This window comes from Streptomyces sp. NPDC037083 (assembly GCF_055606485.1).
In genome coordinates, this window is sequence record NZ_JBVJSQ010000008.1 from 174638 (window position 1) to 199217 (window position 24580).

Below are 24580 nucleotides of genomic sequence, written 5' to 3' on the forward strand. Positions count from 1 at the left end.
TCACGCTTGGCCGAAGGTCTGGCGCTGGCCGCCGAGGCCGTCGACGGAGAGTTCGACGGTGTCGCCGGGGCGCAGGAAGGGGGTGCCGGGCAGGCCGAGGGCGACGCCCGCGGGCGTACCGGTGTTGATCACGTCGCCCGGTTCCAGGACCATGTACTGGCTCAGGTAGGACACGATGTGGTCGACCGGGAAGATCATGTCGCCGGTGTGGCCGTCCTGCCGCTTCACGCCGTTGACGCTGAGGTGCAGCGCGAGGTCCTGCGGATCGGCCACCTCGTCGGCGGTCACCAGCCACGGTCCGAGCGGGTTGAAGGTCTCGCAGGACTTGCCGAGGTCCCACTGCGGCGAGTACTCCAGCTGGAACTCGCGCTCGGACACGTCGTGGCTGATCGCGTATCCCGCGATCACGGCCCGCGCCGCCTGCGGACCGTCGAGGTAGCGGGCCCGCCGTCCGATGACGACGGCCAGCTCGACCTCCCAGTCGGTCTTCACGGAGCCGCGGGGGATCAGCACCTCGTCGTACGGGCCGACCACCGTGCCCGGGTCCTTCATGAACACCACAGGACGCGGGGGGATGGGCGCGCCGGTCTCGGCGGCGTGGTCGCGGTAGTTCAGGCCGACGCAGACGATCTTGCCGGGGCGGGCGAGCGGCGCCCCGATCCGCAGACCGTCCTCCTCCAGTTCGGGCAGCTCTCCCGCCGCGACCGCCGCACGGGCCCGGGCGACACCGTCCGCGGCGAGGAAGGCGCCGTCGATGTCGCGGGCCACGGAGGACAGATCCAGCAGCCGGCCGTCGTCGGTGCGGACGGCGGGCCGCTCCTCGCCGGGGGCGCCGACTCGTAGCAGTTTCACTGAACAGCTCCCTTGCCATGGGTGGTTCGTCGGGGGGCGATCGAGGGCCCCGAGCGCTCTCATCAGTCATCGGAGGTATGACGGCACGGCGACTTTAGACGCCGGAAGGCCGACTGGCAACGGAGACCTCGGATGTATTTCCGGCGGATCGAGAGCAGCTTGGAGGCCGAATGATCGATTTGCGCGTCTTTACCCGGGCGAGGGGGCGGTGAGCGGCATCTTCGTCCGATGAATCCCGCACGCGCCTCAAGGGCAGTCTTCCCTGCTGAGGGGAGGGGGAGCGGCCGGCGGCGCGCCGGACGGCGGAGGCTGCGACCCCGTCCGACCGGCCCCGGGGCGCCTTCCTGTGGTGCCGTTGCCGAATCGTGAGCTGTCCTCACTCGCCGCCGCACGCCCCTGAGAGCAAGAAAAGAGCAGGTCAGGTCGGTGAGTTGGTCAGGTGGGAGTGCGTCGGCCGGGCTCGGGGGGCGTCAGGGGCCGCCTCGCGGAATCAGTGGCGAGCTGACTCTTGCCAACGTCGGCAACACCGTCGTAACGTCCTCGGCGTCCGAGATACATCCGAGGAATGGTCCGCGGTCCGGTGCCCACCACCGGCTTGCTCCCCAAGGCCGTCCGGCCTCCATGCCTCGCTCACCGGCTGACCCTCACTCACGCCCTGCCGGGCGTGGTCCGCACACACTCCGTGCGTCGGGCCGCACCGGCCCGGCCGACGGCCTCGCCCTTCCCCCGCAGGCGAGTACGTCACCCCGCTCCGTCGCCCGGCGGCTCCCCGCCCTGCCTGAAGAGAGAACACGGCCATGAAGCTCCCTCGCATCCGCTCCCGCCACCGCTCCACCGCCGCGGCCGTCACCGCCGTCCTCGCGGCGCTGTCGCTCGCCACCGCGTGCAACCGCGAAGGGGCCGACGCGGTCGGCTCCGGCAGTGACGAGCCGGCCATCGGGATCGACCTGCCGCGTTCCGACTCCGACTTCTGGAACTCCTACGCCCAGTACCTGAAGAAGGACGTCAGGTCCGGCGACATCAACACGCTGCCGCTGAGCAACTCGCAGAACGACGTCACCAAGCTGGTGGCCAACGTGCAGGTGTTCGAGCGCACCGGCGCCAAGGCCGTCGTCATGGCCCCCCAGGACACCGGCGCCATCGCCTCCACCCTCGACACCCTCGCCTCGAAGAAGATCCCCGTGGTCAGCGTCGACACGAGACCCGACAAGGGTGACGTCTACATGGTGGTCCGCGCCGACAACCGGGCCTACGGCACCAAGGCCTGCGAGTTCCTCGGCAAGCAGCTCGGCGGCAAGGGCAAGGTCGCCGAACTGCAGGGCGCCCTGGACTCCATCAACGGACGCGACCGCTCCGAGGCCTTCGCCGCCTGCATGAAGGAGAAGTTCCCCGCCATCAAGGTCTTCGAGCTGCCCACCGAGTGGAAGGGCGACGTGGCCTCGGCCAAGCTGCAGTCGCTGCTGGCCCAGCACCCCGACCTCAACGGCATCTACATGCAGGCGGGCGGAGTGTTCCTGCAGCCCACCCTGGCCCTGCTGGAGCAGAAGAAGCTGCTCAAGCCGGCCGGCCAGAAGGGCCACATCGCGATCGTCTCCAACGACGGCATCCCGCAGGAGTTCGACGCCATCCGCAAGGGCCAGATCGACGCCACCGTCTCCCAGCCGGCCGACCTCTACGCCAAGTACGCCCTCTACTACGCGCAGGCCGGGGCCGACGGCAAGACCTTCAAGCCGGGACCGACCGACCACGGCTCCACGATCATCCAGATCCCCAACGGCCTCGAGGACCAGCTGCCCGCGCCGCTGGTGACCAAGGAGAACGTCGAGGACAAGGCTCTGTGGGGCAACAACGTCGGCTGACGGCCGGCAGCTCCCGCCCGTGACGTCGAGGGGCGGGCAGGCCCGCCCCTCGACACCGCAACCGCCCCCGGCTCCAGGGCCTCGCCTCCGAGACCCCCGGCCCCGGCAACCGTAGAGAAGGACGGCATCCAACATGGCGGACACCGCGACCGCCCAGGCGACCGACTCCGGGCATCCGGCCCCGGTGGCCGAGGCGACCGGCATCAGCAAACGATTCGGCGCGACCGTCGCCCTGCGCGACGCCCGCATCAGCATCGCCGGGGGCGAGTCGCACGCCCTGGTGGGACGCAACGGCGCCGGCAAGTCGACGCTCGTGTCGATCCTCACCGGCCTCCAGCAGCCCGACACGGGTTCCCTGCACTTCGCGGGGGAACCGGCGCCGGCTTTCGGCGACATCGACGCCTGGCGCTCCCGCGTCGCCTGCGTCTACCAGCGCTCCACGATCATCGGCGATCTGACCGTCGCCGAGAACCTCTTCCTGAACCGGCAGACCTCCGAGGCGTTCCAGCCGATCCGCTGGAAGCAACTGCGGCTGCGAGCGGAGGAGTTGCTCGCCGAGTACGGCGTGGCCGTCGATCCCGCCGCGCGCGCGAGGGATCTGACCGTCGAACAGCGGCAGTTCGTGGAGATCGCCCGGGCGCTGTCCTTCGGCGCCCGCTTCATCATCCTCGACGAGCCGACCGCGAAGCTCGACGCCCGCGGCATCGGCCGTCTCTTCGACAAGCTCCGCGACCTCCAACGCCAGGGCGTCGCCTTCCTCTTCATCTCCCACCACCTGCAAGAGGTGTACGACCTCTGCACCACGGTCACCGTCTACCGCGACGCCGCCCACATCCTCACCGCGCCCGTGGCCGAACTCGGTCACCGGGACCTGGTGGAGGCCATGACGGGCGAGTCGTCCGCCGCGGTCGCCGCCGCCCCGAGCGGCCCCCCGGCCGAGCGGACCGGTGCCCCGGAACTGCTCACGATCGAGGAGCTGACGCTGCCCGGCGCCTGCCGGCAGCTGTCGCTCTCCGTCCGCTCGGGTGAGGTGGTCGGTCTCGCCGGCGCCGCGGCCAGCGGCAACGTACAGGTGGGCGAGACCGTCGCCGGTCTGCACCGCGCCGAGGACGGCAGGATCTCGGTCGGCGGCAAGGCCGTGCGCACCGGCAGCGTGCCGTCCGCCCTCGCCGCCGGAGTCGGCTTCGTCCCCGAGGACCGCCACCTCCAGGGGCTGGTCAACAACCGCAGCGTGGGGGAGAACGCGACGCTCACCGTCACCGATCAGCTCGGCCCGTTCGGCACGGTGCTGCCCGCCCGCACCAAGGCATTCGCCCGGCGCATGATCCGGGACCTCGACATCAAGACCCCGGGAGCGGCCACCCCGGTCTCCGCGCTCTCCGGCGGCAACCAGCAGAAGGTCGTCGTCGCCCGGGCCCTGGCCACCGACCCGCACGTGCTGGTCGCCATCCGCCCCACCAACGGCGTGGACATCAAGTCCAAGGAGTTCCTGCTCGGCAGGATCCGGCAGGTCGCCGACGGCGGCAAGGCCGCGCTGATCGTCTCCGACGAACTCGACGACCTCAGGGTCTGCGACCGGGTCGTCGTCATGTTCCACGGCCGGGTGGTCGCCGAGTTCGACCGCGGCTGGAAGGACGAACAGGTCGTCGCCGCCGTGGAAGGCGTCGGCGCCGCCACCGCATCCGAAGCGTCCCCCGCGTCCACCGCATCCGAAGCGTCCACAGCGTCCACCGCGTCCAACGGGTCCACCGCATCCGGCACGGACGAGCACGGAAGGTAGTCATGTCCGTCACCACAGATCTCACCGAGACCGCAGCGAGCGCGGCGGAGCCGGCCGCCGCCGGCTCCGCCCGCCGCAGGCTCGACCTCGGCCGATTCCGCGAACTGTCCCTGATCCCCGCCATCCTGGTGCTGATGGTGATCGGGTTCATCGTCTCGCCGGCCTTCCTCACCTCCGACAACCTCATCGGCGTCCTCCAGCAGTCCACCGAGCTGAGCCTGCTCGTGCTCGCCACCGCGCTGATCCTGATCAGCGGACGGATGGACCTGTCCCTGGAGTCCACCATCGGCGTGGCGCCCGTCATCGCCGTCTGGCTCGTACTGCCGTCCAGCGGCGGGCGGTTCACGGGTCTCGGGCTGTTCCCCGAATGGACGGCGGTCCCGCTCTGCCTCCTGGTCGGAGCGGCGATCGGCGCCCTGAACGGCTTTCTGATCCTCAAGCTGCGCCTCAACGGGTTCATCGTCACCCTCGGTGGCCTGACCATGCTGCGCGGACTCCAAGTGGCCCTGTCCGAGGGCCAGTCCATCGTGGAGCTGCCCTCCTCCTTCACCTACCTGGGCAAGGCCTCCTGGCTGGGCGTCCCGGCCGCCGTCTGGATCTGCGCCGTGCTGTTCGCGGCGGGCGGCAGCGCGCTGGCCTGGCTGCGCCACGGGCGGGCCCTGTACGCCATCGGCGGCAACCCCGAGGCCGCCCGCACCGCCGGCATCAGGGTCGACCGGATCGTGTGGACCGTCCTGATCATCGGCAGCCTGCTGGCCGCGTTCGCCGGCATCCTCTACAGCGGCCACTACGGCTCGATCTCCGCCACCCAGGGCAGCGGCTGGATCTTCCAGGTCTTCGCCGCGACCGTCATCGGCGGGGTCAGCCTCAACGGCGGCAAGGGATCCGTGTTCGGCGCGCTCACCGGTGTGCTGACGCTCCAGCTCGTCGTCAACGTCATGACGCTCGCGGGCGTCCCCCCGCTGTGGAACCAGTTCCTCAACGGCGCGATCATCATCGTCGCGCTGATCATCTCCCGCTTCGCCTCCGGTGAGAAGCAGGAGTAGACGCCGGCGCCCGGGCGGCTGAGCCCGGGCGCCCGACGGCGGACCGGGCGGAGCACGACGGCCCCCACGCACCTCGCCCCGCCCCCCGCCCCCCGCACAGAGAGGCACCCTCGTGGCACTGACGGACGAGGCGATGGACAAGATCAAGGCGATGATCCTCGCCGGGGAGCTCCCGCCCGGGGCCCGCCTGCCCAAGGAGGACGTGCTCGCGAGTCAGCTGGGCCTGTCCCGCAGCTCGCTGCGCGAGGCGGTGCGGGCGCTGACCGCCATGAGGATCCTGGTCACCCGGCAGGGCGACGGCACCTACGTCTCCAGCCTGGAGCCCCACCTCCTGCTCGAGACCCTGTCCTTCGCCGCCGACGTCTCCCAGGGGCGAACCGCCCAGCAGCTGCTCCAGGTGCGCAGGCTGCTCGAACCCCAGGCCACCGGACTCGCGGCGGCCCTGCTGCGACCGCAGGACCTGCGCGAACTGCGCGACATCCTCGACCGGTGCCGCGCGGCCGCCACCGTCGAGGAGTTCGTCGCCCACGACATCGCCTTCCACCTGCGCATCGCCGAAGCGGTCGGGAACCCGGTCCTCTCGATGCTGCTCCAGGTGCTCTCCACCCGCACCCAGCGCGTGCGCATCGTCCGGGGCAGCCGGACCCGTCATGCCCTGGACAGCGCCCACCAGGACCACGAGGAGATCCTGCGCGCGCTCCAGGCACGCGACGCGCTGCTGGCGGTGTCCGCCGCGACGGTGCACATCACCGGCGTCGAGCAGTGGCTGGCGACCAGCCTCATCGACGGTCCGCTCCGCACGATCGACGACTGACCGGCCCCGGCGGGGCTCACCGGATCGCCGTGGCGCGACGCCACGACGGCACGCACGGTCCCCGCCGGGCGCGGGTCAGAACATGGTGTTGTCGTTCTCGGAGGTGGGCGGGACCACCTGGAGGACGTCCCAGTGTTCGACGATCCTGCCGTCCGCCTCGAAACGGAAGATGTCGATGCCGGCGTACTCCTCGTCGGGCCAGGTCTGGTGGCAGTGCAGGATCACGTGGTCGCCGTCGGCGAAGGCGCGCTTGACCTCCACCCGCTTGCCCGGGTACTGGGCGGCCATGCGCTCGAAGTAGTCGACGAACGCCTGCTTGCCGTCTCCGACATGGGGGTTGTGCTGGATGTAGGTGTCGCCCGCGTACTGGTCGATGGCCTCGGCGGGGCGGCACTGGTTGAACATCAGGTCGTAGAACGCCTGAGCCGTGGCCTTGTTCTTCTCCGGGTCGCTCATGGTGCCACCGTAGGGTCGGGTGCCGGGTGCGGCACGGTGAGTGCGTCGAGCAGGTGGTCGGCCCCGACGGGGACGGACAGGGCCCGGCCGGCGAGGTCGTCGGGGGTGTCGGGGTGGCTGGGATTGACGCGCACGAGGCGTGCGCGGGGGATCTGGCGGGTGAGGCGCTCGCCCGGCCACCGGATGACGCCAGGGGTGTTGAATCCGGCCCCGAACTCGAGGATGAGCAGGCGGGCGCCGACGGCGGTTCCCAGCCAGTCCTGGAGACGGCGGACCGTGGGGAGATAGGGGGCGTCGACGAACTCGGGACCGATGCGGACGTTGATCTCGACCGCGCCGCCGCAGTTCGGGCAGCTGGGCAGGGGGCCGGTGACGGCGCCGGTGGCCGGGTCGTACGCGGCGAGGAGCCGCGCGACGAGGGGCCGGCTGTCCCAGGTGGCCGGGGTGCAGGGGGTCGTGCACTGGTAGCGGCCGTAGTCGCCCTGCGGGGTGAAGACCCGGTCGGAGGCGAAGCCGTTGCGGGCGAAGAGGGCGTCCACGTTGGACGTCATCACCCAGTGGTCCTTGTCGCCGACGAGGGAACTCAGCCGCTGGTAAAGGGGGTTGGGCTCCGGGGAGAAACGGATGTCGTCGATGTGGACGGCCCAGTAGCCCCACCACAGCTCGGGCGGCAGCGGTACGCCGACGAGGTAGCGGGAGCGCAGCCCGAGGCGGTGCAGGGCGGGAAAGAGCTCCCGGAAGCGGTCTTCGTCGCCGTAGTCGTATCCGGCGGCGGCGCTGAGTCCGGCACCGGCGGTGATCAGGACACGGTCGGCCTCGCCGAGCCAGGTGCGGAGCGTCCCGGCGGCGGCTCGAAGGTCGAAGGCGGACTCGTTCATCGGGGCTGGGTTCCTTCGGTGAGCGCCTGGACGTAGGCGGCGCGGTCGTCGTCCGCGTACACGTTGAAGATCACGCGGTCGAGCCGACCGGGGTGGCGGTCGAGCCACTCGGCCACGGTGTCCAGGGCGGTGCGGGCGGCGGGCGCCTTGGGGTATCCGAAGACGCCGGTGCTGATGCCGCAGAACGCGACGCTGCGGATGCCGTCCACCTCGGCGGCGAGGTCGAGGCAGGCACGGTACGAGGAGGCCAGCGCCCGCTCGTGCACCGGGAGCACGGGACCGCCGACGACGGGGCCGACGGTGTGCAGGACGTAGCGGGCGGGCAGGTGGTAGCCACGGGTGATCTTGGCGGCGCCGGTCGGCTCCGGATGGCCCTGCAGGGACATGATCGCCCGGCAGTCGTCGCGCAGGCGGGGCCCGGCCGCGGAGTGGAGGGCGTTGTCGATGCACGGGTGCATCGGCCTGAAGCAGCCGAGCAGGGCACTGTTCGCGGCGTTGACGACGGCGTCCGCGCCGAGGGTGGTGAGGTCGCCCTGCCACAGCACCGTACGGTCGGCGGCCCGGTACGCGCTGTGGGGGAGCGCGTCGCGGACGGTGGGCAGCGAGGCCGCGTCGGTGGTGCCGCGTGCCAGGCGCTCGCCGGCCAGGAGCGCGTCCAGCACCGGGGCGGCCCCGGCGGGCAGCGGGCCCGGTTGCCGGACCGTCAGCACGGCGCGCAGCAGCCGCCGGGCGTCGTGGACGTCGATCCGGTCCACTGCGCCCGGGGCCGGCCCGGCCGTCGCCGCCGCCGGGTCGTCGGCCAGCAGGCCGAGCGCCTCGCGGACCAGGTCGGCGGGCCGGGCCTCCGGGGCGTGGCCGGCGTCGGGCCGGAACGGCTCGTCCAGGGCGACGGCGGCGCGGTAGGCCGCCGGCGGCAGCGGGGTCGGGTACACGGTGGTCCTCCGGGCAGTGGCTGTGTGACGGTCGAAGGCGGGGCAGGGCTGCCGAACGGCGCGCCGGCCGTGCCCTCGCCCGCCGAAGGGCAGGGCACGGCCGGCGCGTGAGGGCCCCTCAGGCGGGCTCGAGGGTTCCGGTGTGCAGTTCGGCGACCCGGCCGTCGCCCGTCTCGTAGGTCCACAAGGCGTGGACCGTCCGGGCGGCGAGGTTCATCAGGTGGGTGATCGCCATGCCGGACTCCTCGACCCAGCCGAGCATGAACAGGCCGGGGGCCACCTCGGCGGTGTGGAGGGCGACGGTCTCCTCGGCGCCCTTGGCCGGGCCCTCCAGGATCTCGTAGTGCAGGGTGGCGCCGTCGGCCGCGTAGGTGTTGCGGAAGACGACCCCGTTGTCGACGCGGAAGACGAAGGTCTTCCCGGCGTAGGTGGTCTCACTCATCGCGTTCTCTTCTTGCCGGCGGTCTGCGGCTCAGAACAGGCCGTTGCCGTGGGGCAGTTCGGCCGGGACCGGGGAGATGACGTCCCAGTGCTCGACGATCCTGCCGCCCTGGACGCGGAAGAGGTCGTAGTAGGCGACGGGGACGCCGAACTCGCCCTCGGACTGGAGCAGGACGAAGTCGCCCTCGGCGACGACCTTGTGGACGGTCTTGTAGACGAGGTTCTTGCCCTGCTCGGCCCACTTCGCGGCAGCGGCGCCGAAGCCGTCGAGGCCGTCGGCGGCCTCCGGGTTGTGCTGGTCGTACGTCTCGGTGGAGATGTAGTCGGTGAGCACCGAGTAGTCGGCGCCGACCAGGACCTTCTGCGCGAACTCGGCCACCAGGGCCCGGTTGGCCTCGGTCTCCCCGGGGGCGGCGACCTCGGTGGGGCCGTCGGTCTGCGAGCGCCCGGACGCGGTGTCCTCGACCAGCGGGGTCAGCGCGTCCCAGTGCTCGGCGAGCTTGCCGTCGGCGTCGACGCGGAAGATGTCGAAGGCGACCAGCGGGTCGGGCCCGAAGCCGTGGTACGTGCCGTGCAGGGCGACCAGGTCACCGTCGGCGATCACCCGGGCGCCCTCGTAACGGAAGCCCTCCGGCAGTCCGGCGACCAACTGGCGCAGGGCCTCGGGGCCGTCGGCGGCCAGGGCGCTGTGCTGGGTGTAGTCGGCGGCGACCCAGCGGTCGACCGCGCTCGGGTCCTTCTGGCCGAACAGTTCGCCGGCGGCGGTCAGGACGGTGTTCTTGGCGTTGCTCATGACGGTTCTCCTCGCGAGGGCAGGTCATGGATGGGTACTTGGGGGCTGGTCGAGGCCAGTCGCTGGTCGAGGGCGGAGGTCAGGGAAGCGGCCGTGGAGGCCGCGCCGCCCAGCCGGTCGGCGCCGTGCGCGGTGTCCAGCAGCAGCGTCGGGTAGGACAGGACGCGCAGGCGGCGCAGCTCACGGAAGTCGGCGCGGGCCTTGACCCGGCCGGCCGGGGCGCCGTACGCCGCGGTCACGGCGTCGGCGTCCAGGCCGAGTTCGACGGCCATGTCCCGGTAGACCTCGGCGTCGGACAGGCTGCGGCCGTCGACGAACCACGCCCGCTGCATGGCCTCGGCCGCGTCCAGTCCGCTGATTCCGGGCTGGTCGCGCAGGGCGGCCAGCCCCGCCGCCGCGGCCGTGGAGTCGAGCACGGTCGTCCCCCGCGACAGGGCGCGGTCGTAGCCCGTGCCGAAGGTGACTCCGGTCAGCCGCGTGACGGTGTCCCGTTCGGCCGACAGGTGCGGATGGGCCGCCACCGGCAGCGCCCGGGCACCGCTGTAGAGGCCTGCCGACACCACGCCGAGCCGGACGCGGTGGGCGTTGTCCTCGGCGAAGGCCCGCAGCGTGGGGCCGAAGCCGTAGCACCAGGCGCAGTACGCGTCGAAGGCGTACGTCAGGGAGGCCCGCTCCGGCGATCGCATCACCTGCCTCCTCTCTTGGCGCTCTCTTATTGCTTTCCGACATCGACTGATGTCGGGTCGGGCTGACAGCTCCAAATTAGGCTTGCTGAACAGGTGGAATCGGATACGCTGGCGACTGGTGATGGTCAAAAACCGACATGATGACGACCGGGGGATCCGGGAGATCTCCTTCGCGGCGCCCGCCGGCACCCCGGCCGGCGTCGAAGTGCTGTCCCTGGCCGACCTGCGCCGGCGCGTGCCCGGCGAGCGGCTCGCGGCTCCCCGGCGGCCGGACTTCCACCACCTGATCACCCTCGCCGAGGGAACCCTGTGGCACACCGTCGACTTCACCGCCTACGCCCTCGAACCCGGCTCATGGCTGTGGGTGCGCCCCGGCCAGGTTCAGCAGTGGGGCGATCTCACGCACGCCGACGGCGCCCTCATCCTGTTCCGCCAGGACTTCCTCGACCCGGCCACGACGGCCGGCGCCCATGTGGAGGACCCGCACGCGCCGATCCTGCGCCGGCCCCTGCCCGAGGACGCCCGGGACCTCCGGCTGGCCGCCGACCATCTCGCCGCCGAGTTCCACGCCCTCGGACGCCTGCCCCTGGAGATCCACACCGCGGCCCTGCGCCACCTGCTGGCCGTCCTCGTCCTGCGACTGGCCCACCTCACCGCGCCATTGGGCAGCCCCGCCCCCGAACCCGACACCACCTACCTGCGCTTCCGCGACGCGGTGGAAAAGGACTTCGCCCGCACCCGCCGGGTCGAGGACTACGCCGAAGCGCTCGGCTACTCGGCCCGCACCCTCGCACGCGCCACCCTCGCCGCGGCCGGTCTGGGCGCCAAGGAGTTCATCGACCGCCGCGTCGTCCTCGAGGCCAAGCGCCTCCTGGCCCACAGCGATCGCAGCGCCGCCCGGATCGCCGACCGCCTCGGGTTCTCCAGCGCCACCCACTTCAGCAAGTACTTCCACCAGCGCACCGGTCAGACCCCGATCGCCTTCCGCAACACGGTCCGCGGGCAAACCCCGAGCTGAGACCCCTCATCCGGTCCAGACCAAACCCTTGACACGGAAATTGCTCACTCCTTAAATCACGTAGTGAACTAAGCCCCCGCCGGGGCCGGTTCGCGTGCACCCGCAAGATCGGCGCGATGGTGTCGGCGGATCCGGCCCGTCCCGCGCCTCATCCCTGCCCTCCGGTCCCATCCTGCCCTCCCTCCCCGCATGTCATGGGCATGCCGTACGCCCGACCGGCGTCACCCCTCGACCCGTTCGGATCCACCCCCCACAGGAGAAGACATGCTCCGAACCCCACGACCGTCCCTCGCCGGCCCCTGGGTCGCGGCCGCCGTGGCCGTCGCCACGGCCGCCTCGATCCTGACCGGCGCCCAGCCCGCGCAGGCGGCGCCCCGGGCGGCCGCGGCCCTCCCCGCCGGCTGGGCCACCGTGGTGAACACCGGCAGCGGCAAGTGTCTCGACGCCCGGTCCGCCGCCACCGCGAACGGCACCACCGTGCAGCAGTACGCCTGCAACAACACGACCGCCCAGCAGTGGAGTCTCACCCCCACGAGCGACGGCTTCGTGCGGATCGCCAACCGCAACGACGCCCAGCAGGTCGCGGACGTCAGCGACGTGTCGACCGCCGACAACGCGGCCGTCCACCTGTGGACCTACGGCGGCGGCGCCAACCAGCAGTGGCAGGCGGTCGACGAGGGCGCGGGGGCGTATCACTTCGTCAACCGCAACAGCGGCAAGTGCCTCGACGTGCCGTCCGCCTCGACGGCCGACAGCGTCCAACTCGTGCAGTACACCTGCAACGGCACCGCCGCCCAGCGCTTCCAGGTGACGCCCGTGACCACCGCGCCGGGGGACGTCGACCTCGGCCCGAACGTGGTCGTGTTCGATCCGTCGATGCCGTCGTCCACCATCCAGAGCCGACTGAACTCGATCTTCCAGCAGCAGGAGACGAACCAGTTCGGCTCCCAGCGCTACGCCGTGATGTTCAAGCCGGGGACGTACAGCAACGACGTCAACGTCGGCTTCTACACCCAGGTGCTGGGCCTCGGCCAGTCGCCGGACTCGGTCACGATCAACGGCGCCGTGCACGTGGAGGCCGACTGGTTCCCGCCGCAGAACGCCACCCAGAACTTCTGGCGCGGCGCCGAGAACCTGTCGGTGAACCCCACGGGCGGCACCGACCGGTGGGCCGTGTCGCAGGCGTCCGGCTACCGGCGCATGCATGTGCGCGGCAACCTCGAACTGAGCGACGGCGGCTGGTCCAGTGGCGGCTTCATGGCCGACAGCAAGATCGACGGCCAGGTCCGCTCCGGCACCCAGCAGCAGTGGCTGACCCGCAACTCACAGCTCGGCAGCTGGACCGGAGCCAACTGGAACATGGTCTTCGTGGGCAGCCAGGGCGTGCCGGGCAACAGCTTCCCCAACCCGCCCTACACGACGGTGAACCAGACCCCGACGGTACGCGAGAAGCCGTTCCTGTACGTGGACGGCACAGGCGCCTACAAGGTGTTCGTGCCCTCCGTGCGGACCGGCTCCTCGGCCACCACCTGGGCCGGCGGGTCCGCGGCCGGCACCTCGCTCGGCATCGACCAGTTCTTCGTCGTCACACCGGGCGCGACCGCCGCGCAGATCGACGCCGCGCTGGCGGCAGGGAAGAACCTGCTGGTCACCCCGGGTGTCTACCATCTCGACCGGACCCTGCACGTGACCCGCCCCGACACCGTCGTCCTCGGCCTGGGCCTCGCCACCTTCGTTCCGGACAACGGCGTCACCGCCATGACCGTCGCCGACGTCGACGGCGTCAAGCTCGCCGGCGTCCTCTTCGACGCCGGGACGGCCAACTCGCGGACCCTGGTGGAGATCGGCCCGGCCGGCGCCGCGGCCGACCACGCGGCGAACCCCACCTCGCTGCACGACGTCTACTTCCGGGTCGGCGGCGCCGGCGTGGGCAGGGCCACCACCAGCCTCGTCGTCAACAGCGACGACGTGATCGGCGACCACATGTGGATCTGGCGCGCCGACCACGGCAGCGGGGTCGGCTGGAACACCAACACGGCGGACACCGGGCTCGTCGTCAACGGCGACGACGTCACCATGTACGGCCTGTTCGTCGAGCACTACCAGAAGCACCAGACCCTCTGGAACGGCAACGGCGGCCGGACGTACTTCTACCAGAACGAGATGCCGTACGACCCGCCGAACCAGGCCGCCTGGATGAACGGCGCCACGCAGGGCTACGCCGCCTACAAGGTCGCGAACACGGTCACCCGCCACCAGGCCTACGGACTCGGCAGCTACTGCTACTTCAACGTCGCTCCGAGCGTCGCCGCGGAGCACGCCTTCGAGGTCCCGAACAGCCCGGACGTGCGCTTCCAGAACATGGTGACCGTCTCCCTCGGCGGCACGGGAACCATCCGGCACGTCATCAACGACCGCGGTGGCCCGTCCGACTCCGCCACCAACGTCGCCGACCTGGTGAGCTACCCGTGAGGCGACGGGCGGCACGACGGCCGGCCCCGCTCACCCCGCCGGTGCGGCGCGCCCGTGACGGCGACACGGTACGGGGCTCCGGTCCCACCGTTCGTCCCTGAGGGGCGGAAGGGGCTGCCGGACGGTCAGCGGCCGCTGCGAGCTGGGCCCCTTCGCCCGTCCTTCGACGCGGGCTCGGCGGGGGCGCCCCGGCCGTGCGGGGCCCCGCGTCCCGCGTGCGGCGGGCCGCCCGTGCAGCCGTGGCCGTCGCCGTCCTGACCGGTCCCGGGGGTGCCGGGCTCCGGATCCGCCGGAGGAGGCGTTCCGGGTTGCGGATCCTCGGGGGCCGGGTCGGGGGGCGCAGGGGACTCCCGCGTTCCCCCGTCCGCCGGGGGCGGGTCGCCGGTCGGGTCCTCACCCGCCCCGTCACCCGGAGGGGGAGCCGGGTCGGTCGCGTCGGCGGAGGGCGGCTGCGGCCCGGCGGTTCCGGCCCCGGCGCCGTCGGCGGCCTCCGGGGACGACGCGGACGGAGCGGGCGCGACCGTGCCGTCCTCCGCCGGGAGCGGAGCCGCGTCGCGGACGTGGGCCGCAGGCGCGGAGTCGTGCTCCTCGCCGCCCCCGGCCCGGACGGGAGCCCGGGACGGCGCCGTCTTCGCCTCGGTCACCGGCGCGTCGGCGAGCGGGGCCCGGGTCGCGGGCGCATCGGCCACCGGCGTGCGCTGTGCCGGCACCGGAGCCGCGTCGGGCCCGCCCAGGACGAGGCAGACCGCCGCGGCCCCCGCCACGAGGACGCCCGCCGTCGCCGCCACGGGCGCCTTCGCGCCGCCGACCGCGACATGACGCACCCCGTGCAGCAACCCGGCGCCGTGCCCGCCGGCCGCGACCGCACCCGCCGACCCCGCGGCGAAGCCCAGCAGGAACTTCCCCGCGCCGCCCACCGCGAAGACCAGCAGCGCGGGGCCGGTCAGCGCGGGCAGCCGGTCGTTGGCCCGCATCAGCGCGGCGAGCCGTTCCCGGCAGCCGGCGCACGCGTCCACGTGGCCGAGCAGCCGCTCGCCCTGCCGGGCGGTCGCCGCGCCCCGCACGTACGCCGGCATGCGGGCCCAGTGGACCTGGCAGGCGGGGTCTTCCGGGGCTCCCGTCTGGGCGCGCAGGAAGGCCTGCCGCATGCCCTCCCGCGCACGGTGCAGCAGCACGGCCGTCGCGCCCTCCTTGGTGCCGAGCTGCGGGCCGATCGCCGCCAGCGGCTGCCCCTCCGCCTCCGCCAGCCACAGCGCCTTCACCCAGCGCTCGGGCAACTGGCCCAGCACCCGCACCACCAGGTCGACGCTGGAGACCTGCTCGGCGGGGTCCTCCCCGTGCGCGCCGGTCTCGGCCCGCTCCTCGGCGTGCGGGTCCCGGGGCGTCTCGCGCACCGCGCCGCCGGAGGCGATCGCGAGACGGCGCACCGTGGTCCTGAGATACGCCGGCACGTTGTCGATCTCGTGCCCCGCGGCGAGCCGCCGCCACACCAGGAAGTGCGCCTCGGCGACGAGGTCTTCGGCGGCCCAGGCGTTCCTCGTGAGCGAGCGGGCGTACGCGACGAGCCGAGGCTGCTGCTCCTCGTAGACACGGGCGTACGCGGCGGTGGCGGAGGACGGGGCGGGCGCGGCAAGGGACCTGTCGGTCATGGAGGAACGCTCCAGTTGCCTCTGAGGGGCGGAAGGATTTGTCAGCCTAGATGCCAAAACTTTCAACCAAAGTTGCGGACGGCATCGGATGTGGCACACCTCACACGGGCAGCGGCGAGGGCCGGCGGCGGACCCAGTCGAACAGCAGCACCGAGCACACCGCCGCGAACGCGCACCAGGTCGAGACGAACTCCAGCCGCCACAGCGCGAAACAGGCCGACGCGCCCACGGCGACCACGGCCCCCAGCGCCAGCAGCCGCCGGTCCCCGGACAGCAGCAGGGAGCCGACGGTGGCCAGGAGGTAACCCGCGACGAGCACGGGCGCGTGCGGCACGTCGAGGCTGTAGCCGACGGTGTGGCCGCGGATCTCGGCCGTCACCGGCCGGGCGGCGATCCCGTGCGCGAGCACCGCGCCGGTGGCCAGACCGACCACGAGCGGGAACGTCAGCCGGCGCCGGGCGCGCGGCGAGGCGGCACACCACACGCCCGCGGGCACCCACACCGCCAGCAGCGGCAGAGCGATGACCGCCCAGATCACCGTGGCGGCTCCGCCGCCCCCGCCCGCGTCCCAGACCGCCGCCTCCACGACCTGGTGCGCGCCGAGCAGCAACGGCAGCGCGGCGAGCGGCAGATCCGCCCTGTCGCGCACCCGTGTCACACAGGCCACCCCGACCGCGGCCACGCCGGCGCCCGCCGCCAGATCGGCTGTCGCACTCCAACACATCACGTCACCAAGGGGTCGACCGTCGCCGGCGTCATCACTGCCGTCCGCATCCGTCCTTATCCGTCTCACCGTCCGCGTCACGTTACGTACCACGCGGGGTGTCCGCCCCGCGTGGCGGGCGAACGCCGCGCGGACTCCCGGTACAACGCCGCGCGATCTCCCGGTATGGGGCGGAGCGGTGTCCGGGGCGGCGTTAGGCTGCACGGGGCGGGCAGCGGCCGTCCAGGGGCCTGGCCCCTGCGGCGGCGGGGTGACCCGCGGACACGAAGGAGGACGCGGGTGGTGGACCCCTCGCAGGGAGTCGGCGGGTTCGGGCCGGTGCGCGGCTGCGCCGTGCTGGAGGTGGGCCCGTTGCCCGGCCGGCCCGGCATTCGGGCCAGGGGCGAGATCAGCGAGGTCACTCGCTCGCCGTGGGAAGCCGCTCTGGCGGGACTGGCACGGCAGCACGCCGAGGTCTCCTATGTGGAGCTCTCGGAAGTGGGGTTCGTCGACGTGGCCGGGGTCGCGGCGCTCGCCGTCACGGCGTTGGGCCTGTCCGGAGGGCGGATGGTGGTCGAGCATCCGCCGCCGCAGGTGCCACGCGTACTGGGCCTGTTCTGGCCGGGCCTGCACCGGATCGAGGTGGCGCCGCGATGAGCACGGTGGCGACCCACGAGGCGTTCGAGCACCCCGCGCTGTTCTACCGCGGCGAGCGGGAGTACGTGGACCACACGGTGTCGTTCGTCCAGGAGGGCCTGGACCTCGGCGAGCCGGTGGCCGTGGCGGTGCCCGGCCCCAACCTGGAGCTGATCAGGACCGGACTGGGCGCCGACGCCCAGGGCGTCCTCCTGCTGGACATGACCCGGGCGGGCCGCAACCCGGGCCGGATCATCCCCGGCGTGCTCCGCTCCTTCGCCGACGCCCACCGCCAGGGGCGGGTGCGGATCATCGGCGAGCCGATCTGGGCGGGCCGCAGCGCGGTGGAGTACCCGGCGTGCGCCCAGCACGAGGCGCTGATCAACGCGGCCTTCGAGGGCCGGGCGGTCACCATCCTGTGCCCCTACGACGAGGATCGCCTGGACGAGGCGGTCCTGGCCGACGCGAGGATCACCCACCCGACCATCGTGTCCCGCCACGCGGAGCAGGCGAGCGACGTCTACGACTGGCGCTCCGTGGTCGCCCGGTACAACGAGCCGCTGGAGCCCGTGCCGGACGCCGCCGTGTTCTCCTTCGACGCCGACAACCTGTTCATGGCGCGTTCCTTCGCCGTCGAACAGGCCGGCCGGCTGGGCCTCGCGGGACAGCGGCTGCAGGACGCGGAACTGGCGGTCGCGGAGCTGACGACCAACAGCGTGGTGCACGGCGGCGGACGGGGCACCATCGCGGTCTGGGCCGACGCCGGACAGTTCGTGTGCGAGGTCCGCGACGCCGGCCGGCTGGTCGACCCGCTGGCCGGCCGCAGGCCGCCGACCCGGGGTCAGATCGGCGGCCGTGGGCTGATGCTGGTCCACTACGTGGCCGACCTGGTGCGCCTGCACACCGCCGACGAGGGCACGACGGTCCGCTTCTACCTCGGCGGCTGAGAGGCCCGTCCGGCCGTCAGTTCTCGGCGCGCAGCGCCACCCAGGTGGTCTTCGCCACGACGCCGTTGGCCTTCAGCCCCCGGTCGGTCTGGAAGGCGCGGACGGCCGTCTCGGTGTCCGCGCCGAACTCGCCGTTGACGCCGGAGGAGCCCACGGCGTAGCCGCGGCCGGTGAGGATGCACTGCACTTGCAGCACCCGGTCGCCGCTGTCGCCGAGTCGGGTGCGGCCGTGGCCGGAGTAGTACGTGCAGTCGCTGATCCAGGGCGGCGTGCCGGGCTCGGTCGGGGTGGCGTCGGCGGACCCGCTCGGTGAGCCGGACGCGTCGGGGCCCCGGGCGCCGTCGGTGGGGACGGCGGGTGCGTCCGCGGCCGCGCCGGTGGCGGAGCGGGAGGCCGCGGGACCGGACGGTGACACGTCCTCGTCGCTCGCGACGTCGGCGCGCCTGCTGGACGCGCCCGCGGCGGACGCCCGGTCCGGGACGCCGGGTGTGTCCGCCCGGCCGCCGTCGCCGGGCAGGCCGCCCGTGTCGCCCCCGTCGGACGTGACGGCCCTGGGTGCGGCCGCCGCGGGACCGTCCTCGGGCATGAGGGAGAAAGCGCCCGCGGCGACGGTGCACAGGACGGCGGCGGCGACGAGGGCCGGCACCCGCCTCCGCCGCGCCCAGGACGGGACCGCCGACGCGACCGCGGGCGGGACCGCCGCGGACGACGCCGGCCCGGAGACGGGGGCCTCGGACGCCGCCGCCGGGTCCGCCTGCGGGGGAACGAGCCCGGGCGCGGGCTCCGGGACCCGGTTCGCCCGGTAGTCAGAGGGCAGCAGCCGGGCCGCTCGCGCCACCGGAAGGCGGTGCAGCGCCTCGTACGCGCGCTGCCGGGCCAGGACCCCGCTCAGCAGCGGCTCGGGCCAGCCGGGCGTCCGGGCGCGCACGCCGGCCGTGTCGATCAGTTCCTGCGGGGTGGGGCGCCGTTCGGGCTCCTTGGCCAGACAGGCGGTCAGCAGCGCGGCCAGCTCCGGGTCGGCCTTCGCGACCGCGCCGGTCACCTCCTCGAAGGGCTCCTCGAACGCCACCCGGTGCATCACGTCGACGCCCGTGCCGTCACCGAACGGAGCCCGCCCGGTGGCCGCGTAGAGCAGGGTCCCGGCCAGGGAGAACACGTCGGAGGCCGTGTCGCAGTGCCCCGTTCTCAGGTACTCCGGGGACATGTAGGCCGGAGTGCCCACCCGGTTGCCCGTGCCGGTGATCGCGCTGGCGTCCAGGGCCTTGGAGATGCCGAAGTCGATCACATGCGCGCCCTGCTGCGACAACAGCACGTTGGACGGCTTCAGATCCCGGTGCACCACCTCCGCCGCGGCCAGCGCGGTGAGCGCCCGCCCCAGTTCGGCCGTCAGGCGCCACACGGCGGCCGTGGGCAGCGCCCTGCCCCCGCCCACCGCGTCCGCCAGGTCGAGACCCGGGACGTACTCGGTGGCCATCCACAGGAGGCTGTCGTCCCAGCCCGTCCCGCATAATCTGGGAGCGTGCGGCGGACCGAGCCGGCCGTGCACCGCCGCCTCGCGTTCGAACCGGCGCTGGAACCGGACGTCCTCGGCGTACTCCGGCCGGATCACCTTCACCGCGAACAGCCCGGGAGTGTCGTCGGCGGCCCGCGCCAGATAGACCCGCCCCATCCCGCCGCTGCCGAGCAGCGCCACCGGCACGAAGGGGCCGACCCGGCCCGGGTCGCCGATCCGCAGGGGCGAGGCCCCGGTCTCCCGGAGCGCGGCGGCCTCGCCCGCCGCAGGGTTCGGTGAGGGCGGCAGCTGGTCGGACACGGGACTCCCGAAGTGATGTTCGTCGTAAGTCAGTTCGCACAGGGTGAGAGATCGAGGCTAGCCGAGCCGCGCCCGGTGCTCAGCGTTTCTCACGGTTCCGTCCGGCCGGGGCGGCCCCGGCCGGCCCTCCGGCGCCACGACGCAGGCGGGTGAAGCCTGAGGCACCGTCAGCTCCCCGGGGCATGCATAAGGATCTCCGCCGTATCCGGCCGGGTCGGCGGACACGACGCGCTGGAGGCGAGAGTGATGAACGAACGAGCCGGACGGAGCGGCACCCTCAGGGTCCCGGTCCTCATCGTCGGCGGGTCCCTGGTCGGCCTGGCGACCTCGTTGTTCCTGGGCAGGCTCGGGGTACCGCACCTACTGGTGGAGCGCCACGCCGGCACCTCCATCCACCCCCGCGGCCGCGGGAACAACGTCCGCACGATGGAGCTGTTCCGGGTGGCCGGCGTCGAGCGGGCGATCCAGGAGGCCGCGGCCACCCTCGCCGACAACCACGGCATCCTGCAGACCCCCACCCTGGTCGGCGACGCGGGCGAGTGGCTGTTCCGCGACATCGACCCGGGCGGCGGACTGGCGCGTTTCAGCCCCAGCTCCTGGTGCCTGTGCAGCCAGAACGACCTGGAGCCGGTCCTGCTCGACCATGCGCGGCGGCTCGGCGGCGACCTGCGGTTCTCCACCGAACTGTTGTCGTTCGACGCCGACTCCGCCGGCGTCACCGCCGTGGCGAAGAGCCGTGATACCGGTGAGCACATCGCCGTCCGCGCCGACTACCTCGTCGCCGCCGACGGCCCGCGCAGCCCGGTCCGCGAGCAGCTGGGCATCGGTCAGAGCGGACCGGGCGACCTGTTCCACAACGTCAGCCTGACCTTCCGATCCCGTGGTCTCGCCGAGGTCGTGGGCGACCGCCACTTCATCGTCTGCTACCTGACCAGCACGGACGCCGACGGCGCGCTGCTGCCCGTGGACAACCGGGAGAACTGGGTCTTCCACGTCCCCTGGCACCCCGAACACGGCGAAACCCTCGAGGAGTTCACCGACGAGCGGTGCGTGGAGCACATCCGGCGGGCGGTCGGGGTCGCGGACCTCGACGTGGAGATCACCGGCAAGGCGCCCTGGCACGCCGCTCAGCGGGTCGCCCGCAGCTACCGCTCGGGCCGCGTGTTCCTGGCCGGCGACTCGGCCCACGAGATGTCCCCGACCGGGGCCTTCGGCTCCAACACCGGCATCCAGGACGCCCACAACCTCGCGTGGAAGCTGGCCGCGGTGCTCGACGGCTGGGCGGGGGAGGACCTCCTGGACACCTATGACGCCGAACGCCGTCCCGTCGCGGAGGCCACCAGCGCCCGCGCCGCCGTCCGCTCGGCCGAGCACAGCCACCCCGGGTTCGCCGCGCCGGCAGGCACGGGCGGCGGCCCGCAGCGGGGCATCCTCAACGTGGCCCTCGGCTACCGCTATCCGCAGGGCGCCGTCGTCGGCGCCGACCCCGCGACCCCGGTCGTCCCCGAGGGCCTCGACCTGAGCGGCGGACCCGGCAGCCGGGCGCCCCACCTGTGGGTGCGGCGCGGCGACGAGCGGATCTCCACCCTCGACCTCTACGAGCGGTCCCTGGTCCTGCTCAGCGACGCCGGTGAGCCGAGCGACTGGCACGCGGCCGCCGGCCGCCTCGCCGCGGAGCTGTCCCTTCCGCTCAGGTCGTACCGGCTGGGATCCGGACCCGGGACCGACCTGGTGCCGGAGGGTGACGCCGACTGGGCGGAACGCCACGGCACGACCCGCGGGGGCGCCGTGCTCGTCCGTCCCGACGGGTTCGTCGCCTGGCGGTCGCCGGGCCCGGACCCGGCACCCGAGTCGACGCTGCGTCAGGTCCTGAACACCGGGCTGGCACTCTCCTGAAGCCGTGCGCTTCACCCGTGTGAACGCCCCGAGTGGTGCCGCGGCGGCCAGTGACTGACGGTGGATCACATTACGCACGGGTTCGCAGAGCTGACGAGGTGTCGGCTGCCCGGTCGTGACGGAAGGACCATCAGATGCGCTCTGCTCGTATGATCCTGGCCACCGCGGCGGCCACGGCCGCTCTCGCCATCGGCGCTCCGGGCGCCTACGCGGCCGACGGGGACTGGGACCACGACGGCTCGTCCTACACCAAGGAGGAGAGCTCCTCCACCGGCAAGGAGGAGGGCTCCTCCACCGGCAAGGGCGACGGCTCCTGGTCCGGCAAGCACGACAAGGAGGGCCACGACGCACCGCACGGCGGGATCCACACCGGGGGCGGCGCGCTGGCGGCCGTCGGCGAGGGCGACCGTGACGGCTCCGCCGCCAAGGACCCCCGCTTCGACCCCGAGACCTACAAGGACAAGGCCGCCGAGAAGGAGCACGGCCGCAGCCAGGACGCCGCCCAGGAGGGCGAGGACTCCTGGAACGGCGGCAAGGAGGACGCCGGCGGCTGGAGCGGCAAGCACGACAAGCCCAGCGGCGGCATGCACACCGGCGGCGGCGCCCTCGCCGGCCCCTCCCTCACCGCCGGCGGACTCGGCATCCTCGCCTTCGCCGGCACCGGCCTCTACACCCTGCGCCGCAGGAACACCGCCGGAAGCGTGGCCTGACCCATGCCGGACGCGATAGCGAAGCCGCGGCCGCCGCCCGTGCCCCGTGCGGCGGCCCGGCTCGCCCCCGGCCCCGTCCGCATCCGCTGCCGCGCCCGAGTGAGGTGGTCCCCGATGGCAGTCCCCCGTTCTTCGTCCCCTTCCCCCTCCGACCCAGCCGGCGGTGAGCCGGGGTCCGCCGGCGAGGGGAACTCGCGCACCGGCGTGATGATGCTCTGCGCCACGGTCGCCGTGGTCGTGGCGCTCAGCCTGGCCGGCGGCAACGACACCCCGCCCGGCGCGGCCAGCCCCCCGCACGCACCGCCCGCGGCCTCGGTCACGGCGACCCGCGCACCCGAGGCGCGCGACGAGCAGGCCGCGGCCGCCCCGGCCGGCGAAGCGCCGGGAAAGCACCTGCCGCGCTCGCGGCCCGTACGCCTGCTCATCCCGAAGATCTCGGTCGACGCCCCCTTCACCGACCTCGCCATCGGCCCCAGCGGCCGGCTGAACCCGCCCCCCGCGAACGACGTCAACCTCGTCGGCTGGCACGCCAAGGGCGCCTCCCCCGGGGAGACGGGCACCGCGATCATCGCCGGACACGTCGACACCAAGACGTCCCCGGCCGTCTTCGCGGGACTCGCCGCGCTGGCGAAGGGCGACCTCTTCCACGTCCTGCGGGCCGACGGCAGCAAGGCATCCTTCCGGGTCGACAGCGTGGAGACCTTCGCCAAGGACGACTTCCCCAGCGAACGCGTGTACGGCGACACCGCCGAGGCGCAGGTGCGGCTCATCACCTGTGCGGGTTATTACGACCGGACGGTCAAGGACTACACGGACAACCTGGTCGTCTTCGCCCATCTCGTCTGACGTTCACCCGGCCGGTCACCCGCGTAGTTCATCCGAGTCGCGCGCTTGCGAGGACGGGCACAGGATCGAGGAACGCTGACGTCGCATCACCGCGGCCGACGTTCACTTCCCCCTCCGTGAAGGAGATGTGCGCAGGATGACCACCACGTCCGAACGTGTTGCAGGCTCGGGGACGCGACAGGCGTCACAACGCGTCTCCCAGTCCGTGTTCGACGGCTCCCGCCTTCGCGTCGTCCTGCTGGTCGACGTCTACGACGGTGCCCAGCAGCAGTTCCTCGAGGCCTACGAGCAGCTCTGCAACCAGGTCGCGTCCGTCCCCGGGCATGTCAGCGACCAACTGTGCCAGTCCATCGAGAACCCCTCCCAGTGGCTCATCACCAGCGAGTGGGAGAGCGCCCCGCCGTTCCTCGCCTGGGTCAACAGCGAGGAACACGTGCGGATGGTGGAGCCGCTGCACAGCTGCGTGCGCGACACCAGGTCGCTGCGCTTCCACGTCGTCCGCGAGACCGGCGGCCCGGCCGAGGCCGGCCCGGGCAAGCGCCGGCTCCAGGCGTCGCCCAGGATCGGCGACGGCATGATCCGGCACGCGCTCACCTTCACCGTCAAGCCGGGCAGCGAGGACATCGTTGCCAAGATCCTCGCCGACTACGCCTCACCCGAGCCGAAGGTCGACGACACCACCCGGCTGTGCCGCACCTCGCTGTTCATGCACGGCAACCGAGTGGTGCGGGCCATCGAGGTGCGGGGCGACCTGCTGTCCGCGCTGCGCCACGTCGCCCGCCAGCCCGAGGTGAGGGCCGTCGAGGAGGCCATCAACCCCCATCTGGAGCAGGACCGGGACCTCAACGACCCCGAGTCCGCCCGGGTGTTCTTCACCCGGGCCGCGCTGCCGGCCGTCCACCACGTGACGGCGGACCGGCAGGACGCGCAGGCCGAGCGGTACGCCCTGTGCTACCCGACGCGTCCCGACCGCGGCATGAAGCTGGCCGAGCTGCTCGCCCGGCACGACGAGGCGGCGGCGGACGACCCGCGCAACCCGGTCCTGCGCAGCACGATCTTCCAGCGCGACGACGTCGTCGTACGGCTGATCGACGTGAGCGGCGGTCTCGAGGCCGCCGACCCCGTGCAGGCCCTGGGCCTGTCCGACCCCGAGCAGATGGCCGAGCTGACGACACTCGCCGACGACGCCGGCGCCGCGGACCGCTCCGCCGCGAAGGACGTCCGGCTCGCGCGCCTCCTGCAGCTCGCGCGCATGGAGCTCGTCACCGACCGCCGGTCGCCCGAGGCCTGATTCGACATCACGTGGGCCGGGGCGGGGCTACCCGCCCCGCCCACGCCGGCGCAGAACATCAT

At 72.9% G+C, this 24580-nt stretch carries 22 protein-coding genes; 12 read left to right on the plus strand and 10 right to left on the minus strand.

The window, feature by feature from the left end:
* The gene (locus tag ACZ7DE_RS22675) at positions 1-852 is read right to left on the minus strand and encodes a fumarylacetoacetate hydrolase family protein (RefSeq protein ID WP_470763924.1); all 852 of its coding nucleotides are present in this window, start codon (positions 850-852) and stop codon (positions 1-3) included.
* Positions 853-1649: 797 nt separating this feature from the next.
* Between ACZ7DE_RS22675 and ACZ7DE_RS22680 the strand changes: the two genes are divergently transcribed.
* From ACZ7DE_RS22680 to ACZ7DE_RS22695, 4 genes are all read left to right on the plus strand, one after another.
* A complete protein-coding gene (locus tag ACZ7DE_RS22680; protein ID WP_470763926.1) occupies positions 1650-2711 on the plus strand; it encodes a sugar ABC transporter substrate-binding protein in 1062 nt (353 codons plus the stop codon).
* A gap of 133 nt (positions 2712-2844) precedes the next feature.
* The gene (locus tag ACZ7DE_RS22685) at positions 2845-4491 is read left to right on the plus strand and encodes a sugar ABC transporter ATP-binding protein (RefSeq protein WP_470763928.1); all 1647 of its coding nucleotides are present in this window, start codon (positions 2845-2847) and stop codon (positions 4489-4491) included.
* A 2-nt stretch (positions 4492-4493) separates the two neighbouring features.
* The gene (locus ACZ7DE_RS22690; protein WP_470763930.1) at positions 4494-5537 is read left to right on the plus strand and encodes an ABC transporter permease; all 1044 of its coding nucleotides are present in this window, start codon (positions 4494-4496) and stop codon (positions 5535-5537) included.
* Between the two features lie 112 nt (positions 5538-5649).
* The gene (locus ACZ7DE_RS22695) at positions 5650-6351 is read left to right on the plus strand and encodes a FadR/GntR family transcriptional regulator (protein ID WP_470763932.1); all 702 of its coding nucleotides are present in this window, start codon (positions 5650-5652) and stop codon (positions 6349-6351) included.
* 75 nt (positions 6352-6426) lie between these two features.
* Here ACZ7DE_RS22695 and ACZ7DE_RS22700 read toward each other — a convergent pair whose 3' ends face one another.
* From ACZ7DE_RS22700 to ACZ7DE_RS22725, 6 genes are all read right to left on the minus strand, one after another.
* The gene (locus ACZ7DE_RS22700; protein WP_470763933.1) at positions 6427-6807 is read right to left on the minus strand and encodes a nuclear transport factor 2 family protein; all 381 of its coding nucleotides are present in this window, start codon (positions 6805-6807) and stop codon (positions 6427-6429) included.
* A complete protein-coding gene (locus tag ACZ7DE_RS22705) occupies positions 6804-7685 on the minus strand; it encodes an SIR2 family NAD-dependent protein deacylase (RefSeq protein WP_470763935.1) in 882 nt (293 codons plus the stop codon). The genes ACZ7DE_RS22700 and ACZ7DE_RS22705 overlap by 4 nt, the downstream gene beginning before the upstream one ends.
* The gene (locus ACZ7DE_RS22710; protein ID WP_470763937.1) at positions 7682-8617 is read right to left on the minus strand and encodes a protein-ADP-ribose hydrolase; all 936 of its coding nucleotides are present in this window, start codon (positions 8615-8617) and stop codon (positions 7682-7684) included. Before ACZ7DE_RS22710 ends, ACZ7DE_RS22705 begins: the two co-directional genes overlap by 4 nt.
* Before the next feature lie 118 nt (positions 8618-8735).
* Positions 8736-9059: a MoaF-related domain-containing protein gene (locus tag ACZ7DE_RS22715; RefSeq protein ID WP_470763938.1), complete on the minus strand. Its 324-nt coding sequence runs from the start codon at positions 9057-9059 to the stop codon at positions 8736-8738.
* A gap of 30 nt (positions 9060-9089) precedes the next feature.
* A complete protein-coding gene (locus ACZ7DE_RS22720) occupies positions 9090-9851 on the minus strand; it encodes a nuclear transport factor 2 family protein (protein WP_470763939.1) in 762 nt (253 codons plus the stop codon).
* Positions 9848-10537 (minus strand): DsbA family protein, encoded by a 690-nt coding sequence (locus tag ACZ7DE_RS22725; RefSeq protein ID WP_470763940.1) that lies wholly within the window; start codon positions 10535-10537, stop codon positions 9848-9850. The genes ACZ7DE_RS22720 and ACZ7DE_RS22725 overlap by 4 nt, the downstream gene beginning before the upstream one ends.
* 121 nt (positions 10538-10658) lie before the next feature.
* Here ACZ7DE_RS22725 and ACZ7DE_RS22730 point away from each other — a divergent pair, with 121 nt between their 5' ends.
* A complete protein-coding gene (locus ACZ7DE_RS22730; protein ID WP_470764250.1) occupies positions 10659-11555 on the plus strand; it encodes a helix-turn-helix domain-containing protein in 897 nt (298 codons plus the stop codon).
* Between the two features lie 264 nt (positions 11556-11819).
* Positions 11820-14027: an RICIN domain-containing protein gene (locus ACZ7DE_RS22735; RefSeq protein ID WP_470763941.1), complete on the plus strand. Its 2208-nt coding sequence runs from the start codon at positions 11820-11822 to the stop codon at positions 14025-14027.
* 125 nt (positions 14028-14152) lie between these two features.
* Here ACZ7DE_RS22735 and ACZ7DE_RS22740 read toward each other — a convergent pair whose 3' ends face one another.
* Positions 14153-15676, minus strand: coding sequence for a sigma factor (locus ACZ7DE_RS22740; protein ID WP_470763942.1), 1524 nt, complete (start codon positions 15674-15676; stop codon positions 14153-14155).
* A gap of 100 nt (positions 15677-15776) precedes the next feature.
* Complete coding sequence (locus tag ACZ7DE_RS22745) at positions 15777-16400, minus strand: DUF6629 family protein (protein WP_470763943.1); 624 nt, start codon at positions 16398-16400, stop codon at positions 15777-15779.
* A gap of 279 nt (positions 16401-16679) precedes the next feature.
* Here ACZ7DE_RS22745 and ACZ7DE_RS22750 point away from each other — a divergent pair, with 279 nt between their 5' ends.
* The gene (locus ACZ7DE_RS22750; RefSeq protein WP_470763944.1) at positions 16680-17036 is read left to right on the plus strand and encodes an STAS domain-containing protein; all 357 of its coding nucleotides are present in this window, start codon (positions 16680-16682) and stop codon (positions 17034-17036) included.
* Positions 17033-17962, plus strand: coding sequence for an anti-sigma factor RsbA family regulatory protein (locus ACZ7DE_RS22755; RefSeq protein WP_470763945.1), 930 nt, complete (start codon positions 17033-17035; stop codon positions 17960-17962). The genes ACZ7DE_RS22750 and ACZ7DE_RS22755 overlap by 4 nt, the downstream gene beginning before the upstream one ends.
* A 16-nt stretch (positions 17963-17978) precedes the next feature.
* Here ACZ7DE_RS22755 and ACZ7DE_RS22760 read toward each other — a convergent pair whose 3' ends face one another.
* Positions 17979-19775, minus strand: coding sequence for a protein kinase domain-containing protein (locus tag ACZ7DE_RS22760; RefSeq protein ID WP_470763946.1), 1797 nt, complete (start codon positions 19773-19775; stop codon positions 17979-17981).
* Positions 19776-20021: 246 nt separating this feature from the next.
* Between ACZ7DE_RS22760 and ACZ7DE_RS22765 the strand changes: the two genes are divergently transcribed.
* The 4 genes from ACZ7DE_RS22765 to ACZ7DE_RS22780 all read left to right on the plus strand — a co-directional run bounded on the left by ACZ7DE_RS22765 (position 20022) and on the right by ACZ7DE_RS22780 (position 24518).
* Positions 20022-21671, plus strand: coding sequence for an FAD-dependent oxidoreductase (locus ACZ7DE_RS22765; protein WP_470763947.1), 1650 nt, complete (start codon positions 20022-20024; stop codon positions 21669-21671).
* 134 nt (positions 21672-21805) lie between these two features.
* The gene (locus ACZ7DE_RS22770) at positions 21806-22381 is read left to right on the plus strand and encodes a hypothetical protein (RefSeq protein WP_470763948.1); all 576 of its coding nucleotides are present in this window, start codon (positions 21806-21808) and stop codon (positions 22379-22381) included.
* 114 nt (positions 22382-22495) lie between these two features.
* The gene (locus ACZ7DE_RS22775) at positions 22496-23227 is read left to right on the plus strand and encodes a class F sortase (RefSeq protein ID WP_470763949.1); all 732 of its coding nucleotides are present in this window, start codon (positions 22496-22498) and stop codon (positions 23225-23227) included.
* Positions 23228-23363: 136 nt separating this feature from the next.
* Positions 23364-24518 carry a SchA/CurD-like domain-containing protein gene (locus tag ACZ7DE_RS22780; protein WP_470763950.1) on the plus strand — a complete coding sequence of 385 codons (1155 nt, stop codon included), beginning with the start codon at positions 23364-23366 and terminating at the stop codon, positions 24516-24518.
* The last annotated feature ends 62 nt before the right edge of the window (positions 24519-24580 follow it).